Source organism: Xanthobacter pseudotagetidis (genome assembly GCF_043194795.2).
Taxonomy (GTDB): domain Bacteria; phylum Pseudomonadota; class Alphaproteobacteria; order Rhizobiales; family Xanthobacteraceae; genus Xanthobacter; species Xanthobacter tagetidis_A.
This window is the reverse complement of sequence record NZ_CM195534.1, coordinates 1197364-1211790: the sequence shown is the minus strand read 5'-3', so window position 1 is coordinate 1211790 and position 14427 is coordinate 1197364. Positions and strand designations below refer to the sequence as shown.

The 14427-nt window shown below is 69.6% G+C and carries 14 protein-coding genes; 6 read left to right on the top strand and 8 right to left on the bottom strand.

The features are described 5' to 3' along the window. Positions 1-48: 48 nt before the first annotated feature. The 8 genes from V5F67_RS05610 to V5F67_RS05575 all read right to left on the bottom strand — a co-directional run bounded on the left by V5F67_RS05610 (position 49) and on the right by V5F67_RS05575 (position 7779). Positions 49-1008, bottom strand: coding sequence for an ABC transporter ATP-binding protein (locus tag V5F67_RS05610; RefSeq protein WP_394018371.1), 960 nt, complete (start codon positions 1006-1008; stop codon positions 49-51). A 5-nt stretch (positions 1009-1013) separates the two neighbouring features. Further along, entirely contained in the window at positions 1014-1856 is an 843-nt protein-coding gene (ntrB, locus tag V5F67_RS05605) for a nitrate ABC transporter permease (protein WP_394018373.1), read from the bottom strand. A 3-nt stretch (positions 1857-1859) separates the two neighbouring features. Continuing rightward, positions 1860-3224, bottom strand: a complete 1365-nt coding sequence (locus V5F67_RS05600; protein WP_394018375.1) for a CmpA/NrtA family ABC transporter substrate-binding protein — start codon at positions 3222-3224, stop codon at positions 1860-1862. A gap of 72 nt (positions 3225-3296) precedes the next feature. Then, positions 3297-4475, bottom strand: coding sequence for an NAD(P)/FAD-dependent oxidoreductase (locus V5F67_RS05595; protein WP_394018377.1), 1179 nt, complete (start codon positions 4473-4475; stop codon positions 3297-3299). After that, the gene (locus V5F67_RS05590) at positions 4472-5083 is read right to left on the bottom strand and encodes a 2-hydroxychromene-2-carboxylate isomerase (protein WP_394018379.1); all 612 of its coding nucleotides are present in this window, start codon (positions 5081-5083) and stop codon (positions 4472-4474) included. The genes V5F67_RS05595 and V5F67_RS05590 overlap by 4 nt, the downstream gene beginning before the upstream one ends. Positions 5084-5109: 26 nt before the next feature. Beyond that, positions 5110-5964 (bottom strand): sulfurtransferase, encoded by an 855-nt coding sequence (locus tag V5F67_RS05585; protein WP_394018381.1) that lies wholly within the window; start codon positions 5962-5964, stop codon positions 5110-5112. Between the two features lie 87 nt (positions 5965-6051). Continuing rightward, positions 6052-7173 carry an acyl-CoA dehydrogenase family protein gene (locus tag V5F67_RS05580; RefSeq protein WP_394018383.1) on the bottom strand — a complete coding sequence of 374 codons (1122 nt, stop codon included), beginning with the start codon at positions 7171-7173 and terminating at the stop codon, positions 6052-6054. Between the two features lie 69 nt (positions 7174-7242). Further along, positions 7243-7779, bottom strand: coding sequence for an OsmC family protein (locus V5F67_RS05575; protein ID WP_509210655.1), 537 nt, complete (start codon positions 7777-7779; stop codon positions 7243-7245). Positions 7780-8094: 315 nt separating this feature from the next. On the opposite strand from V5F67_RS05575, the gene V5F67_RS05570 reads away from it, so the two are divergent. From V5F67_RS05570 to V5F67_RS05545, 6 genes are all read left to right on the top strand, one after another. Next, a complete protein-coding gene (locus tag V5F67_RS05570; RefSeq protein WP_394018387.1) occupies positions 8095-8718 on the top strand; it encodes a TetR/AcrR family transcriptional regulator in 624 nt (207 codons plus the stop codon). 97 nt (positions 8719-8815) lie between these two features. Next, positions 8816-9805, top strand: a complete 990-nt coding sequence (locus V5F67_RS05565) for an NUDIX hydrolase (RefSeq protein ID WP_394018389.1) — start codon at positions 8816-8818, stop codon at positions 9803-9805. Between the two features lie 60 nt (positions 9806-9865). Next, on the top strand, positions 9866-10849 hold the full coding sequence (gene nadA, locus V5F67_RS05560) for a quinolinate synthase NadA (RefSeq protein ID WP_394018810.1): 984 nt from the start codon (positions 9866-9868) through the stop codon (positions 10847-10849). Beyond that, positions 10846-12381, top strand: a complete 1536-nt coding sequence (locus V5F67_RS05555; RefSeq protein ID WP_394018391.1) for an L-aspartate oxidase — start codon at positions 10846-10848, stop codon at positions 12379-12381. The genes nadA and V5F67_RS05555 overlap by 4 nt, the downstream gene beginning before the upstream one ends. 12 nt (positions 12382-12393) lie before the next feature. Then, positions 12394-13278, top strand: coding sequence for a carboxylating nicotinate-nucleotide diphosphorylase (gene nadC / locus V5F67_RS05550; RefSeq protein ID WP_394018393.1), 885 nt, complete (start codon positions 12394-12396; stop codon positions 13276-13278). Positions 13279-13394: 116 nt separating this feature from the next. Beyond that, positions 13395-14228, top strand: coding sequence for a universal stress protein (locus tag V5F67_RS05545; RefSeq protein WP_394018395.1), 834 nt, complete (start codon positions 13395-13397; stop codon positions 14226-14228). Positions 14229-14427: the final 199 nt, after the last annotated feature.

Sequence of the window (14427 nt, the reverse complement as noted above, 5' to 3'; positions counted from 1 at the left end):
TCCACGTTTCTCGTTGGACCGCCTTGGACGGGGGAAGGGCGCCGGCAGCTAGTCGCGGCCGCTGGCGACGGAGGGGAAGGGAATGGTGTTGGAGGACAAAGCCGACTTCGCGGTCGATGCCGGCGCCTCGGGCGGCAGGCTGCCGGCCGGGCGCACCAGCGGCGGCTTGCGCTGGTCGTAGTCCTTGGGCTTCTCGTCCCGGAAGGTCTTGGAGCGCGCCACCAGAAAATCCACCAGGTGGTTGCGCACCGCGTAATAGTCCTTCTCGCGATGGATGGTGTCGCGGGTGCGATCCTTCGGCAGCGGGTTCTCCACCACCTCGGCGACCATGGCCTCCGGGCCGTTGGTCATGAGCACGATCTTGTCGGCGAGGTAGATCGCCTCGTCCACGTCGTGGGTGATCATGAACACGGTCTGGCCGGTGGAGGTGCAAATGCGCCGCACCTCGTCCTGGAGCGTGCCGCGGGTCAGCGCGTCGAGCGCCGAGAACGGCTCGTCCATGAGCATGATCTTGGGCTCGATGGAGAGCGCCCGGGCGATGCCGACGCGCTGGCGCATGCCGCCGGAGAGCTCCGCCGGCTTCTTCAGCTCGTTGCCCTTGAGGCCCACGAGCTCGATGAAGCGCTTGGAGCGTTCCTCGATCTCCGCCCGCGAGGCCTTGCGCCAGCGCGAGGAGACGGCATAGCTCACATTGCCCATGACACTGCGCCAGGGCAGAAGCGCGTGGCCCTGGAAGATCACGGCCCGGTCGAGGCTCGGCCCCTCGATCGCCTGGCCGTCCACCACCACCACGCCCTCGGAGGGCGCCTCCAGCCCGGCAAGGATGTTGAGCACGCTCGTCTTGCCGCAGCCGGAATGGCCGATGACGCAGACGAATTCTCCCCGCGCCACCTGCAGCCACAGGTCCTCGAAGATGGTGGTGGCCCCGCCCCCCGGCGTCGGATAGCGCCGGGCGATGCCCTCGATGGAGATGAAGCGCTCGTTCTGACGTTCCTGCGTGGTTTCCATGGCGCTCACTCCGGAAAGGTCACGCGCCGCTGGAGGCGCGCCAGGATGAGGTCGAGAACCATGCCGACCACGCCGATGAGCAGGATGCCCACGATCACGTTCGAGATGGACAGGTTGTTCCACTCGTTCCAGACGAAGTAGCCGATGCCGGTGCCGCCCACGAGCATCTCCGCCGCCACGATGACGAGCCAGGCGATGCCGATGGAGATGCGCATGCCGGTGAGGATGGTGGGCGCCGCCGCCGGCAGGATCACCGTGAAGGCCTGCCGCCACGGCCCCACCTCGAGCGTGCGGGCGACGTTGAGCCATTCCTTGCGCACCGACCCCACCCCGAAGGCGGTGTTGATGAGCATCGGCCACACGGAGCAGATGAAGATGACGAAGATGGCCGAGAGCGAGGAATCCTTGATCGTGTAGAGGGCGAGCGGCATCCAGGCGAGCGGCGAGATGGGTTTGAGCACCTGGATGAACGGGTCGAGCGCACGGTAGGCGAGCGGCGACATGCCGATCAGGAAGCCGATCGGCACCGCGACCAGCACCGCGAGCGCGTAGCCGATCGCCACCCGGCCGATGGAATAGAGGAGCTGGAGGCCCAGCCCCTTGTCGTTGGGCCCGTTGTCGTAGAACGGGCGCTTCAGGTTGTCCCAGAGCTTCTGAGCCACGTCGAGCGGCCCCGGCATGGCGGACTGGGAGCCTGCGGTGGTGATGCCCATGAGCTTCGCATATTCGGGATCGAGCGCCGGCCCCGTGCTCGCGCTCGGGGTGACGGCGATCTGCCAGAGGCCGCAGAAGACGATGAACAGCGCCACCGAGAGGATGCCGGCCCTCAGGCCGAGGCTCTTCGTCATGGCTCAGGACCGCTTGATGGCGAAGGAGGCGACGTACTCCTCCGGCTTCGACGGGTCGAACATCTTGCCCATCACCGAGAAGCTCTTGGTGGTGGTGGCTGGCGGGGTGAGGCCCATCTCCTTCATCACCTTGGCCGCGTCGGTGGCGAGGAAGACCTGCGAGGCGATGGTCTTGTAGTCCACGTCGCCCTTCACCTGGCCCCAGCGCTTCATCTGGGTGAGCATCCAAACGGCGAAGCTCTCCCACGGGAAGGGATCGAAATCGACGCGCTTGGGGTCGTCCTTGATGTTGCCGAGGCCGTCGGCGTACTTGCCCACCAGCACCTGCTCCAGCACGACCTCCGGCTGGTTGAGATAGGCGGCCGGGGCGATGGCCTTGGCGATCTCCTTGCGGTTCTCGGCCTTGGAGGCGTAGCCGGTGGCGTCGACGATGGCGCGCAGCAGCGCGGCGTAGGTGTTGGGCATGGTGGTGATGAACTCACGGCTCGCCGCGAAGGCGCAGCACGGATGCCCGTCCCACATGGACTTCGACAAGGAGTGGATGAAGCCCACGCCGTCGAACACCGCGCGCTGGGCGACGTTGCCGGGCGCGAGGAAGCCGTCGATGTTCTCGGCGCGCAGGTTCGCCACCATCTCCGGCGGCGGGACGACGCGCAGCTGCACGTCGTTGTCCGGGTCGATGCCGTTCTCCGCCAGCAGGTAGCGCAAGAGGTAGTTGTGCATGGAGAAGTCGTAGGGAATGGCGAACTTCAGGCCCTTCCACGACTTCACGTCCATCTTGTCCTTGTGCTTGATGCCGAGCGTGAAGGACTGGCCGTTGATGTTCTCGATCGCCGCCGTGACGAACGGCACCGCGTTCGAGCCGATGCCCTGGGAGATGGCGAGCGGCATGGGCGCCAGCATGTGGGCGGCGTCGTATTCCTTGTTGATGGTCTTGTCGCGCACCACTGCCCAGCCGGCGGTCTTCACCACCTCCACGTCGAGGCCGTGCTTCTTATAGAAGCCCATGGGGTGGGCCATGATGATGGGCGTCGAGCAGGTGATCGGGATGAAGCCCACCTTGAGGTTGGTCTTCTCGGGCTTGCCGGTCTGGGCGAACACTTCGGTGGCGGTGCCGAGCGGGAAGAAGGAGCCGAGCGCCGCGGCGGCGGAGGTGGTCCCCACCGCCTTCAGGAAGGCCCGGCGCTTCAGGTCGTTCGGGAACAGCGCCCGCATCAGGCCGGAGGCGACCACCTCGGTGTAGCGCTGGTCGTCCGAGAGCGACGAAGCCCGTTCCGCCGCCGCGTGCTCCTCGGCGCTGGCATGGCGTCCGCACAGGCAGCGCGCGAGCCTCGACTTCAGCGAGAACGGGTTCGAGAACATCGACATCAGGGTCTCCTGCGCGGTTGCGGGTTCAGGGGTGGTGTTCGGAAGGCAACCCTCGTGCCATTGGGGAAGGCCTCATGCGGCACTCCCCTGGGCAAGGGGCGCGGCGAGCGCGCGGCGCGCCAGCATGTGGCTCTTGGGATCGTTCACCGAGCACACGGCGATCAGCCGTTCGCTAGCGAAATAGCGCACGCAGAACCGGCCAGCCGCCACGTCGCCCTCGCACTCGGTGCGGTCGAAGCCGTCCAGCAGGCCGGCGATCTGGAGCTTGGTATCGTACTGGTCGGACCAGAACCACGGCACCGGATCGTAGGTCACGGCGCCCTCCAGCATCGCCTTTGCCGCCGCCTTGGCCTGATCGATGGCGTTCTGCACGGATTCCAGGCGGATGCGCCGTCCGTAGAGCCCGCTCGGGAACGAGGCGACGTCGCCGACGGCGTAGATGGAAGGGTCAGAGGTGCGCGCCTGCGCGTCCACCCTGATGCCGTTCTCGATGGCGAGGCTGGCGTCCGCGGCCAGCTCCAGGTTGGGCACCGCGCCCACGGCCGCGAGCACGAGGTCCGCCGGCAGCACCTCGCCGGTCACGAGCTCCACGCCGGTCACGCGCTCCGTGCCGGTGATCGCGGAAACGCCCATGGAGGTGAGCACCCGCACGCCGTGGGCGAGCTGGAGATCGGTGGCGTAGCGCGAGATGGTCTCGCAGGCGACGCGGGCGAGCACCCGCGGCTGGCCCTCCACAACGGTCACGTCGAGGCCGATCCTGTTGGCCTTGGCCGCGACTTCGAGGCCGATATAGCCGCCGCCGACGATGACGAGCTTCGCCCCCGGCTGCGCCACCGCGCGGAAGCGCGCCACGTCGTCGATGGAGCGGATGGAGAACACGCCCTCGAGGTCCGCGCCGGGCACCGGAAGCGCGCGGGCGCGGGTGCCGGTGGCGATCAGCGCCCGCTCATAAGCGATGCGAATGCCGCCATCGATCTCCACTGCCTTTGCGGCAGGCAGCAGGCGCACGGCACGGGTGCCGAGGCGCACGTCGATGCCGCTGTCGGGGTAGAAATTCGGCGCCTTCAGCTCCAGGCGGTCGGCGCTCATCTCGCCGGCGAGGAAGGCCTTGGAGAGCGGCGGGCGCTGGTAGGGCAGATGGGTCTCGTCGCCGATCATGACGATCTCGCCGCCATAGCCCTCCGCGCGGAGCGAGACGGCGGCCTGGGCGGCGGCCTGGCCGGCGCCGATGATGACGAAGGGCGCGCTCATGCCGCGGTCTCCTTCATCGCGGCGAGGCGCGCGTCCACGAAGTGAAGGCGGTCTTGGCCGAAATACATGTCGTCGCCGATGACGTAGGTGGGCGAGCCGAACACGCCCTTCTCCACCGCTTCGGCGGTATAGGCTTCCACCAGCGCCGCCGCTTCCGGCCCGGCGGCGCGCTCGGCGAGGGCGAGGGCATCGAGCCCCGCCTCAGAGGCGAGCTCGTAAAGCACCTGCGGGTCGGCGATCTGCAGGTCGCGCGCCCACACGGCGGCAAGGCAGGCACCGATCAGGTCGGCCGGGTCCTCCCCGGCCGCGATGGCGGCGGCGATCAGCCGGCAGGCGGGCAGGGTGTCGGTGGGCCAGAACTTCGGCTCGGTGTTGATGGGGATGCCGGCGGCCTTGGCCCAGCGCACGATGTCCTGCTTGCGATAGGCATTGCGCTGGGGCGACTGCTTGGCCGGAGCGGTGGAGCCGCCCGCGGCAAACACCTTGAGGATGTCCACGGGCCGCCATTGGATGGCGGCGCCGTGGGCGCGGGCGATGGCCCGCGCTCGCGCGTGCCCCAGATAGGCATAGCCGGACTGGGGGCTGAAATAGCAGGTGATCTCGGGCACGGCGCGGCTCCTCCTGGCGGTTTCGCTCAAGTGGCCGACGGATGCCCTACCTCGATGGGCAGGCTGGGATCGCGCGACCACTCGTTCCAGGAGCCAAAGTACATCTTCACGTCCTTCACGCCCGCCTCCTTGAGCGCGAGGAAGGTGTTGGAGGCGCGCGCGCCCTTGAAGCAATAGAGGTAGACCGGCGTGTCGGCGGTGATGCCGACGCTCGCGCACTCCGCCATGATCTCGGCTGACGACTTGAAGCGCGGCCCTTCAGCAGTCGGCTTCATCATGCGGTACCACTCGATCCACTTGGCGCCGGGGATGCGGCCCTTCCTGGGGCAGAAATCCTTGCCGTAGGGCGAGGAACTCTCGCCGATCCACTCGTCCACGTCGCGCACGTCGAGCTTGGCGATGGCGGGGTCGGCGACCGCCTCAAGCATCGCTCCGACATCGATGATGACCTCGCCCGCCGCCTCGTCCACCGGGAAGGCGGCCGCACTCGGAGCCGGCGCCTCGGTGGAGACCGGCAGGCCGGCGGCGGTCCAGGCGGCGAAGCCGCCATGCAGCACCTTCACCTTCGGATAGCCGAGGAAGGTGAGCAGGAAATAGCCGCGGCACGACTGGCCGAAGCCGGAATTCATGGACTGCTCGTAGATCACCGCCGTCTCGCTGCCGGACAGGCCCGCTTTGCCGAAGGCGTCGGCGAACTTGGCCTTCAGTTCCGCGAAGCCCTCAGGCGTCGAGGTGGCGAGATAGGTGAAGATCTCGTGCAGATTCACCGCGCCGGGGATGTGGCCGGCGGCATAGGCGTCGGGCGAACGGGTGTCGATGACCACGGCGGGCTCGGCGGTCATCAGGGCGGAAAGCTCGATTGGCGAAATGAGAACGGTCATGGTGATCCCCTCTCAGGAACAGGACGGACACGGCTGGGAAGGCTTTGTTGTCCGGGGCTTTCCGCCCCGGTTCGATGTGCCGGCGGGTCAGGCCGGAAGCTGGTCGAGCATCAGACGCAGTTGCTTGGTGGCGGGCGTGACGATGGCGACGAAGTAGGATTCGCGCAGGCGCCGCTGGCAGCGGTGGGCAGCGACGTAGCCCCGCGCGCCGCAATGGAGCATCGCCGCGTGCGCCGCCGCGACGCTGGCGTCGCCGGCGGCGAGACGCGCCGCCACCACGCGGCGGAAATAGCCGGGAGACGGATCGTCCGGGCTCGCGCACAGGGCCGCAACCTCGGCCTCCAGGGCCTTGATCTCATTGGCGAGATCGTCCGCCTGCATGGGCAGAAAGCGGTTCACGTGGCCGAGCTGGCCCTCCACCTCGCCGATCATGGCAAGACAATCGCGCATCAGGCCGAAGGCCATGCCGGCCTGCAGCAGGATGAAGCCAGCCCGCATCTTCTTCACGAACGGCATGGCCTCGTGCGCCAGCACCAAGTCGTCCGGAATGAACAGGTCGCGCACCTGCACGCCGTAGGTGCCGGTGCCGTCCATGGCGAGGAAGGGCTCACAGGGCTTCAGCGTCACCGCCGGGTCGGCGCAGTCGATGAGCGCCATCACCGGTTGATCCTCGCGGCCCTCCAGCGCGAACACGGCGCCGAAGTAATGGTCGGGACCGAGGTTCGACACCCAGGGGAGAAGGCCCTTGACCCTGTAGCCGCCGTCGACCCTTTTGCCGCGCAGCTTCAGGGTCTCGATGCCGAAGAACGACTTCATGGGGTTGGACAGGCCGGTGCCGCCGAGCACCTCCCCGCTGACCACCTTCGGCAGCAGGCGCGCGCGCAGCGCCGCGTTGTCGGACATCATCAGGTACCAGGCGAGCGTGTTCTGGCACCAGGCCATGAAGCCGGTGGAGACGCAGGTCTGCGACATGGCCGTCATGGCGGCGACGGCGTCGTTCAGCGAGCCGCCGGCGCGGGCATGGAGGCCGAACGCGCCGGCGCGGGCGAAGCTGCGCAGGATGTCGCCGGGATAGGCGCCCTCGTCGATGGCGCGTGCCGCCGGCGCGAGGTCGGACGCGCAGATGCGGGCGACCTCGGCCAGCACCTCGGCGGGCGATGCCTCGGCCGGGATCGCGGGTTCGGTGGCGGCAAGGGTCGCGGCGAGCATTGAGGTCCCTCCAGGTTCGGGCGAGCGGCCGGCCGGGGCCGGCCGCGGTCTGTCGGCAGGCGGCGGGCCTCAGCCCAGCGCCACTTCGAGATTCACCGGGCGCACGAAGGTGTTGGCCACCGGCGACCACTTGGTGACGTGGGCGATGAGCGCGTCGATCTCCTCCTTCGGCACGCCGTCGCACTCCATGTCGACCTTGACGCGCACGTCGGTGAAGCCGACCGGCTTCTCGCTGACGTCTCCGGTGCCCCACACGGCGGTGATGTTGAGGTCGCCCTCCAGCTGGAGCTCCAGCTTGCGGACGGTCCAGCCGCGATGCACCGCATTGGCATGGAGGCCGACCGCGAGGCAGGAGCCGAGCGCGGCGAGGGACGCCTCCGAGGGGTTCGGCGCGGTGTCGTCGCCGAGCAGGCCCGGGGGCTCGTCGACGATATAGGGGGCGAGGTTGCGGATATAGTTGGCGTGCCGGAAGCGGCCCTCGGCCACGGTCTTGCACTTCAGGGTCTTGATGACCCTGGGATCCGCCTTGCCGGCCGCGATGAGCTTCTCGAGCCCGTCCTTGTCGATGGGGGCGAGGCAGCCGGTGGGCGCGGTCTGCTCCGGCATGAGGCAGCCCGTAAGGGCGGTCTGGGGTGCTGACATCTCGATCTCCTTGGGCGCGTCTAAAGACAGACCGGTCTGTCTAATGCAGGGAGCATGCCAATACGTCCGACGTGACGCCCGGAAATGTCGACCCGGCGAAATTCCATGGAGCGGTCAGGATTTGGTACTCGCGATGCCGGGGGAAATCCGGCATGATCTTCGCATGAATCAGTCAGACAGGTCTGTCTTATTGCCCGCAGATCGGGCACAAGATCAGCTCCTGGTCAAAAGTTGCCCCCATAACGGGCAGGACGACACCCAGGCAGCGGGCGCAGGCAGATGACGATCACCTTCAACCCCCACAAGGCCAGGAGCACCCCGCAGGAGGGCGCCGACGCCTCGGCGCGCGAACGCCTGATGGACGCCGCGACGCGCCTGTTCTGCCAGTACGGCATCACCGCCGTGGGGGTGGATGCGGTGGTGGCCGAGGCCGGCACCGCCAAGGCGACCCTCTACAAGGCGTTCGGCTCCAAGGAGAGGCTGGTGGAGGCGGTGCTGGAGCGCGAGGGCGCTGCCTGGCGAGACTGGTTCCTCGGCGAGCTCGCCCGGGGCGAGGCGGCGCCGGTGGCGCGGCTCAAGCGCATCTTCCCGGTGCTGCGCCAGTGGTTCTGCGACGACGCCTTCTTCGGCTGCCCCTTCATCAATGCCGTTGCGGAGACCGACAAGCGCGACGACCGCATGCGCCAGATCGCCCTCGCCCACAAGAAGGTGGTGCTGGAGACCCTCGGCAAGCTCGCCGAGGAGGCGGGCGCGCGCGATCCCGGCGGGCTTGCCCACCAGTTGGGCCTGCTCATCGACGGGGCAATCGTCGCCGCCATGATCACCAAGGATGCCAATGTCGCTTTGCTGGCCGGCGAGACCGCGGACGCGCTGCTGCGCCCGCTTGCCGCCGAGGCGGCCTGAGGCTTCGACCAACAGCGCGTTCCGCGCCCCGGGAGCCTGTGCTATCAACGGCTCACCGGGTCCGGACGGACCAGCGGGCCAACCCTTCAGGAGCTTCATGTCGAGCGCCAAGCGCGGCCAGGCCACGAAGACGGTCACGAAGACGGTGCAAACCGCGGGGTCGGAACCCACCGCCAGGGCGGGGCATGCGATCAAGGTCGAGCTCACCGCCGTGCTGGTGGCGGTGGCCGGTGGCGAGCCGCGGGTGATGACGCGCGACGAGGGCCACGCGCTGCCCTCAGGTCCGTTCGAGGTGGCGCACCGCTCGCTCCAGGCGGGCCTGCGCGACTGGGTGGAGCAGCAGACCCACCATCCACTCGGCTATGTGGAGCAGCTCTACACCTTCGCCGACAAGGATCGCACCGGCGAGGAGAGCGAGGCGCGCACCATCTCCATCTCCTATCTCGGCCTCACCCGCCAGCGCGAGCCGGCCGAGGGCGGGTGGCGCTCATGGTACGACTACTTCCCATGGGAGGACCATCGCGCCGGCGAGCCGGCGATGATCGGCAAAGCCATCGCCCCCCGCCTCATGGAATGGGCGCAGGCCGAGAGCGGGCCGAAGCGCGCCGACCGGCTCGAGCGGGCGCGCGTGACCTTCGCCCTCGAGGGCCATGCCTGGAACGACGAACTGGCACTCCAGCGCTATGAGCTGCTCTACGAGGCCGGCCTCGTGGCGGAGAGCTGCCGCAGCCGCGCCAAGCCGGGCGAGACGCTCGCCGGCCGGGCCATGTTCGCCGACCACCGGCGCATCCTCGCCACCGGCATCGCCCGCCTGAGGGCCAAGATCAAGTACCGCCCGGTGGTGTTCGAGCTGATGCCGCCCACCTTCACGTTGCTTCAGCTCCAGCGCTGCGTGGAGGCTCTGGCGGGGCGTGCGGTGCACAAGCAAAATTTCCGCCGCCTCGTCGAGCAGCAGGAGTTGGTGGAGGAAACCGGCGCCACCACCTCGGAAGCCGTTGGCCGGCCAGCCAAACTCTTCCGCTTCCGCCATGGCGTCGTGGTCGAGCGGGCGGTGGCGGGCACGAAAGTTCCTCTCGCGCGCACTTGACAGGGATTATGCTCAGGATAAGCATATAGCAGATATATGCTCAATGTGAGTATAGATATGATGCTCGCGCTTCCCGACAGCTTTTCCCGTACCACGGCGCTCTACGAGAAGGTCCGCCGCGTGGTGCCCCCCGCCGACTGGGCGCTGTTCGCCGACGACGTGGAGGCCATCTGGCGCCTGAAGCGCGAGCGGAACGCGGTGATCCTCGCCCACAACTACCAGACGCCGGAAATCTTCCACGGCGTCGCCGACATCGTCGGCGACAGCCTCGCTTTGGCGCGCGAGGCGATGACGGCGCAGGCCGACGTGATCGTGCTCGCCGGCGTCTATTTCATGGCCGAGACGGCGAAGCTCCTGAACCCGTCGAAGACCGTGCTCATTCCCGACACCGGCGCCGGCTGCTCGCTCGCCGATTCCATCACCCCCGCCGACGTGCGGCTGATGCGGCAGGCCCATCCCGGCGTCCCGGTGATCGCCTATGTGAACACGTCCGCCGCGGTGAAGGCCGAGGTGGACATCTGCTGCACCTCCGGCAACGCGAAGAAGATCGTCGAGGGCCTCGGCGTGCCCAAGGTCATCATGCTGCCGGACCAATACCTGGCGAAGAACGTGGCGGCCGAGACGCATGTCGAGATCGTCGCCTGGGCCGGCCAGTGCGAGGTGCATGAGCGCTTCACGGCCGCGGATGTGCGCGAGCTGCGTGCCGGCCATCCGGGCGTCACCGTGCTGGTGCATCCTGAATGCCCGCCGGATGTGGTGGCCGAAGCCGACTTCGCCGGCTCCACCGCCGCCATGGCCGACTATGTGGGCGACAAGCGCCCCGCCCGCGTGGTGCTGCTGACCGAATGCTCCATGAGCGACAACGTCGCCGTGAAGTATCCCGACATCGACTTCGTGCGCCCCTGCAACCTCTGCCCGCACATGAAGAAGATCACGCTGCCGAACATCCGCGCGGCGCTGGAGGACAACCTTCACGAGGTCACCATCGACCCCGCCATCGCCGAGCGCGCCCGCGCCTCGGTCACGCGGATGCTGGCGCTGTGACCACGCGTGCCCCCGACCTCGCCGGCCGGCCGGTGGTGGTCGGCAGCGGCATCGCCGGGCTCGCCACCGCCCTCTTCCTCGCGCCCGAGCCGGTGGTGCTCGTGACCAAGGCGCCGTTGGGCGACCTCGCCTCCAGCCCCTGGGCGCAGGGCGGCCTTGCCGCCGCGCTCGGCGAGGACGACGACGCGGAACTGCACCTTCAGGACACGCTCGCCGCCGGCGATGGGCTGGTGGACGAAACCGCCGCGCGGCTCATCCTCTCCCGTGCCAAGGACGCGGTGGCCGACCTCATGGACCTCGGCGCGCGCTTTGACCGCGACGTCCACGGACGCATCGCGCTCGGGCTGGAGGCCGCCCACAGCCGCCGCCGCATCGCCCATGCGGACGGCGACGGCACCGGGCGCGAGCTGGTGCGCGCGCTCGCCGCCGCGGTACGGCGCACGCCCTCCGTCACCGTGATCGAGCATGTCGAGGCGCGGCGCCTGCTGGTGGCGGACGGTCGCGTCGCCGGGCTGCTCGCGGCAGGCCCGAGGGGCGCCTTCATCCTCGAAACGGCGCGCGTGGCGCTCGCCACGGGCGGCCTCGGCGGGCTGTTCGCCCACACCACCAATCCCCCGTCCTCCTTCGGCCAGGGCCTCGCGCTCGCGGCCCGCGCCGGCGCGGTGCTGCGCGACATGGAGATGGTGCAGTTCCACCCCACCGCGCTGGCCGTGGGCCGCGCTGGCTCGGGCGGCATGCCGCTCGTCAGCGAGGCGGTGCGCGGGGAAGGCGCGCTGCTGGTGAATGATCGCGGCGAACGCTTCCTTGCCGACGTTTCCGGCGCGGAGCTTGCGCCCCGCGACGTGGTGGCCCGCGCGGTGTGGGCGGAACTGGCGGCGGGGCGGCAGGTGTTTCTCGACGCCCGCGCGAGCCTCGGGCCGCGCTTCGCCACGCGCTTTCCCGCCGTCGCCGCCTTGTGCCAAGCGGCCGGGCTCGACCCGGCGCGCGATCTGCTGCCGATCCGGCCGGCGGCGCACTACCATATGGGCGGCATCGAGGTGGATGGTGCCGGCCGCAGCTCGGTTTCCGGGCTGTGGGCGGTGGGCGAGGTCGCCTCCACCGGGCTCCACGGCGCCAACCGGCTCGCCAGCAACTCGCTGCTTGAGGCGGTGGCCTGCGCCCGCGAGGCGGCATCGAGCATGGCCCACCCGGGCCTCCACGCTTCTAGGCCGCGGACGGAACCGGCGCCGGCGCCCCGCCCGAGCGCCGAGGCGGTGCGCCCGCTTCTGTCGCGCCACCTGGGCGTGGAGCGTGACGGCGACGGCCTCGCCTGCGCCGCCGTGCGCCTGCTGCCGCTCGCCGAGAGCGCCGGCCCGGTGGGCGATGCCGCCCTCGTGGGCCTCGTCATGGCGGTGAGCGCGCTGGAGCGGCGCGAGAGCCGCGGCGCCCACATGCGCACCGATCACCCCCGCCGCGCCGCCGAGGCGCGCCACACCCGCCTCACCCTCGACGCCGCGTTGACCGCCGCCCACGCGCCCGCGCTCTCGCACTGAAGGCCCACCGCCATGAATGCGCACACGACCGCACCCGTCGCCGCCCGCGAACTTTCCCCCCTCCCCATCCTCATGGTCGAGCCCATCGTGCGCATGGCGCTGCTGGAGGATCTCGGCCGCGCCGGCGATCTCACCACCGACACGGTGGTTCCGGCCGCAGCCCGCGCCCGCACCGAGCTGCGCGCCCGGCAGGCGGGCGTGCTCGCCGGCCTCGACGCCGCCCGCCTGGCCTTCACGCTCATGGACGGCACGGTCGCCTTCACCCCCGCCGCCCGCGACGGCGACGCGCTCGCGGCCGGCGACCTGGTCGCGACCGTGGAAGGGCCGGCGCGCACCATCCTCACCGCCGAGCGCACGGCGCTGAACCTGTTGTGCCGCCTCTCCGGCATCGCCAGCGCCACAGCCGGCCTGGTGGCGGCGGTGAAGGGCCACAAGGCCACCATCGCCTGCACCCGCAAGACCACCCCCGGCCTCCGGGCCCTGGAAAAGTATGCGGTGCGCGCCGGCGGCGGGTCCAACCACCGCTTCGGCCTCGACGACGCGGTGCTGGTGAAGGACAACCACATCGCCATCGCCGGCGGCATCCGCCCCGCCTGCGAGCGCCTGCGCGCCCAGGTGGGCCACATGGTGAAGATCGAGATCGAGGTGGACACCCTCGCCCAGCTGGAGGAACTGCTGGCGCTGAAGGTCGACGCGGTGCTGCTCGACAACATGACGCCGGACATGCTCGCCGAGGCCGTGAGGATGGTGGACGGGCGCATGCTCACCGAGGCTTCCGGCCGCGTGACCCGCGAGAGCGCACCCGCCATCGCCGCCAGCGGCGTGGACCTGATCTCGGTGGGCTGGCTCACCCACAGCGCGCCGATCCTCGACCTCGGGCTCGATTTCGCCGGCTGAGGGCGGCGCAAACCGCCTTGCGTTGATCCATTCGGTTGCCTTCGCCGGGTGCTTCCCTAAAGTCCCCTCATCCAATGCGCCGAACCGGCGCCGCAACGCCCGGAGGGGGGGACTTCATGCTCAAGCGCGTCCTGGTTCTGCTCGGTGAATCGGTTTCGTCGGTCGCGGCGCGTGACTATGCCTTCCGTCTGGCGCGGACCAGAGGGGCAAGCCTGTCGGGTCTTGCGGGCATCGATCTCGCCGCGCTGCGTGTGCCGTCGCTCGGGCGGGCTGGCGCGGCGGCTTTCCAGATGAAGCTGGAGCAGGGCATGCGCGCGGACGCCGACGCCGCCCAAGTGCGGCTGCATGCCGCCTACGAGGCCGAATGCGCCCGCAACGGGCTGCCGCTGGACTGGCTCTCGTTCGAGGGCGACCCCATGGAGGCGCTGGTGGCTGCCTCCGAGGCCCGCGACCTGCTGGTGACCGGCTGCGACACCGCCTTCCAGGGCACGCTCTCCTCGCCGCTGCCCGATCTCCTGTCGTCGCTCCTCGCCAAGACGCCGCGTCCCGTGGTGGTGTGCGGCGACGAAGCACCGGAGGGAGAGATCAGCCTGATCGCCTACGACGGCAGCCTGCCCGCCATGCGCGCGCTGCAGATGTTCGTGCTGCTGGGCACCGGGCGCAACCAGCCCGCGCTCGTGGTGAGCATCGATCCCAGCCGGGACGAGGCGGCGCGAATGGCGGTTGCCGCCGGCTCCTATCTGCGCGCCCACGGCTACGAGGCGAGCGAACTGCCGCTGACCACCCGCGTCGATCCCTCCGAGGTCCTGCACCTGGAGGCGGAGGCGCGCAAGGCCAGCACCCTGGTGATGGGCTGCTACGGCCATCGCGGGCTGAAGGAAATGCTTTTCGGTTCCAGCACCGGCAAGCTGGTGGAGAACCCGCCCTGCCCGCTGTTCATCTATCACTGACGGCAGCCGGAACAGGACGTCGCGCGGCCCTCTCCCCTCGCGGGAGAAGGGGCGCGAACGTGAAGCTCTCTTCCCTGCCGCGGCGCACATGCCGGCCGAATCCACCGGGCGGCGCGCCGCGAGCGCGGACTGACGGCGCCTCCCGGCAGGGGCTTTGCATCCGGTCGATCCCGTGCGAAGCAGGGACACCAGTTCCGGG

What these genes read in the sequence shown, in the direction of transcription:
- nadC (WP_394018393.1), top strand. Translation starts at nt 12,394, where the DNA reads ATGAATGCGCACACGACCGCACCCGTCGCCGCCCGCGAACTTTCCCCC.
- V5F67_RS05600 (WP_394018375.1), bottom strand. Translation starts at nt 3,224, where the DNA reads ATGTCGATGTTCTCGAACCCGTTCTCGCTGAAGTCGAGGCTCGCGCGC.
- V5F67_RS05585 (WP_394018381.1), bottom strand. Translation starts at nt 5,964, where the DNA reads ATGACCGTTCTCATTTCGCCAATCGAGCTTTCCGCCCTGATGACCGCC.
- V5F67_RS05545 (WP_394018395.1), top strand. Translation starts at nt 13,395, where the DNA reads ATGCTCAAGCGCGTCCTGGTTCTGCTCGGTGAATCGGTTTCGTCGGTC.
- V5F67_RS05595 (WP_394018377.1), bottom strand. Translation starts at nt 4,475, where the DNA reads ATGAGCGCGCCCTTCGTCATCATCGGCGCCGGCCAGGCCGCCGCCCAG.
- V5F67_RS05575 (WP_509210655.1), bottom strand. Translation starts at nt 7,779, where the DNA reads ATGCCGGAGCAGACCGCGCCCACCGGCTGCCTCGCCCCCATCGACAAG.
- V5F67_RS05610 (WP_394018371.1), bottom strand. Translation starts at nt 1,008, where the DNA reads ATGGAAACCACGCAGGAACGTCAGAACGAGCGCTTCATCTCCATCGAG.
- ntrB (WP_394018373.1), bottom strand. Translation starts at nt 1,856, where the DNA reads ATGACGAAGAGCCTCGGCCTGAGGGCCGGCATCCTCTCGGTGGCGCTG.
- nadA (WP_394018810.1), top strand. Translation starts at nt 9,866, where the DNA reads ATGCTCGCGCTTCCCGACAGCTTTTCCCGTACCACGGCGCTCTACGAG.
- V5F67_RS05570 (WP_394018387.1), top strand. Translation starts at nt 8,095, where the DNA reads ATGACGATCACCTTCAACCCCCACAAGGCCAGGAGCACCCCGCAGGAG.
- V5F67_RS05580 (WP_394018383.1), bottom strand. Translation starts at nt 7,173, where the DNA reads ATGCTCGCCGCGACCCTTGCCGCCACCGAACCCGCGATCCCGGCCGAG.
- V5F67_RS05565 (WP_394018389.1), top strand. Translation starts at nt 8,816, where the DNA reads ATGTCGAGCGCCAAGCGCGGCCAGGCCACGAAGACGGTCACGAAGACG.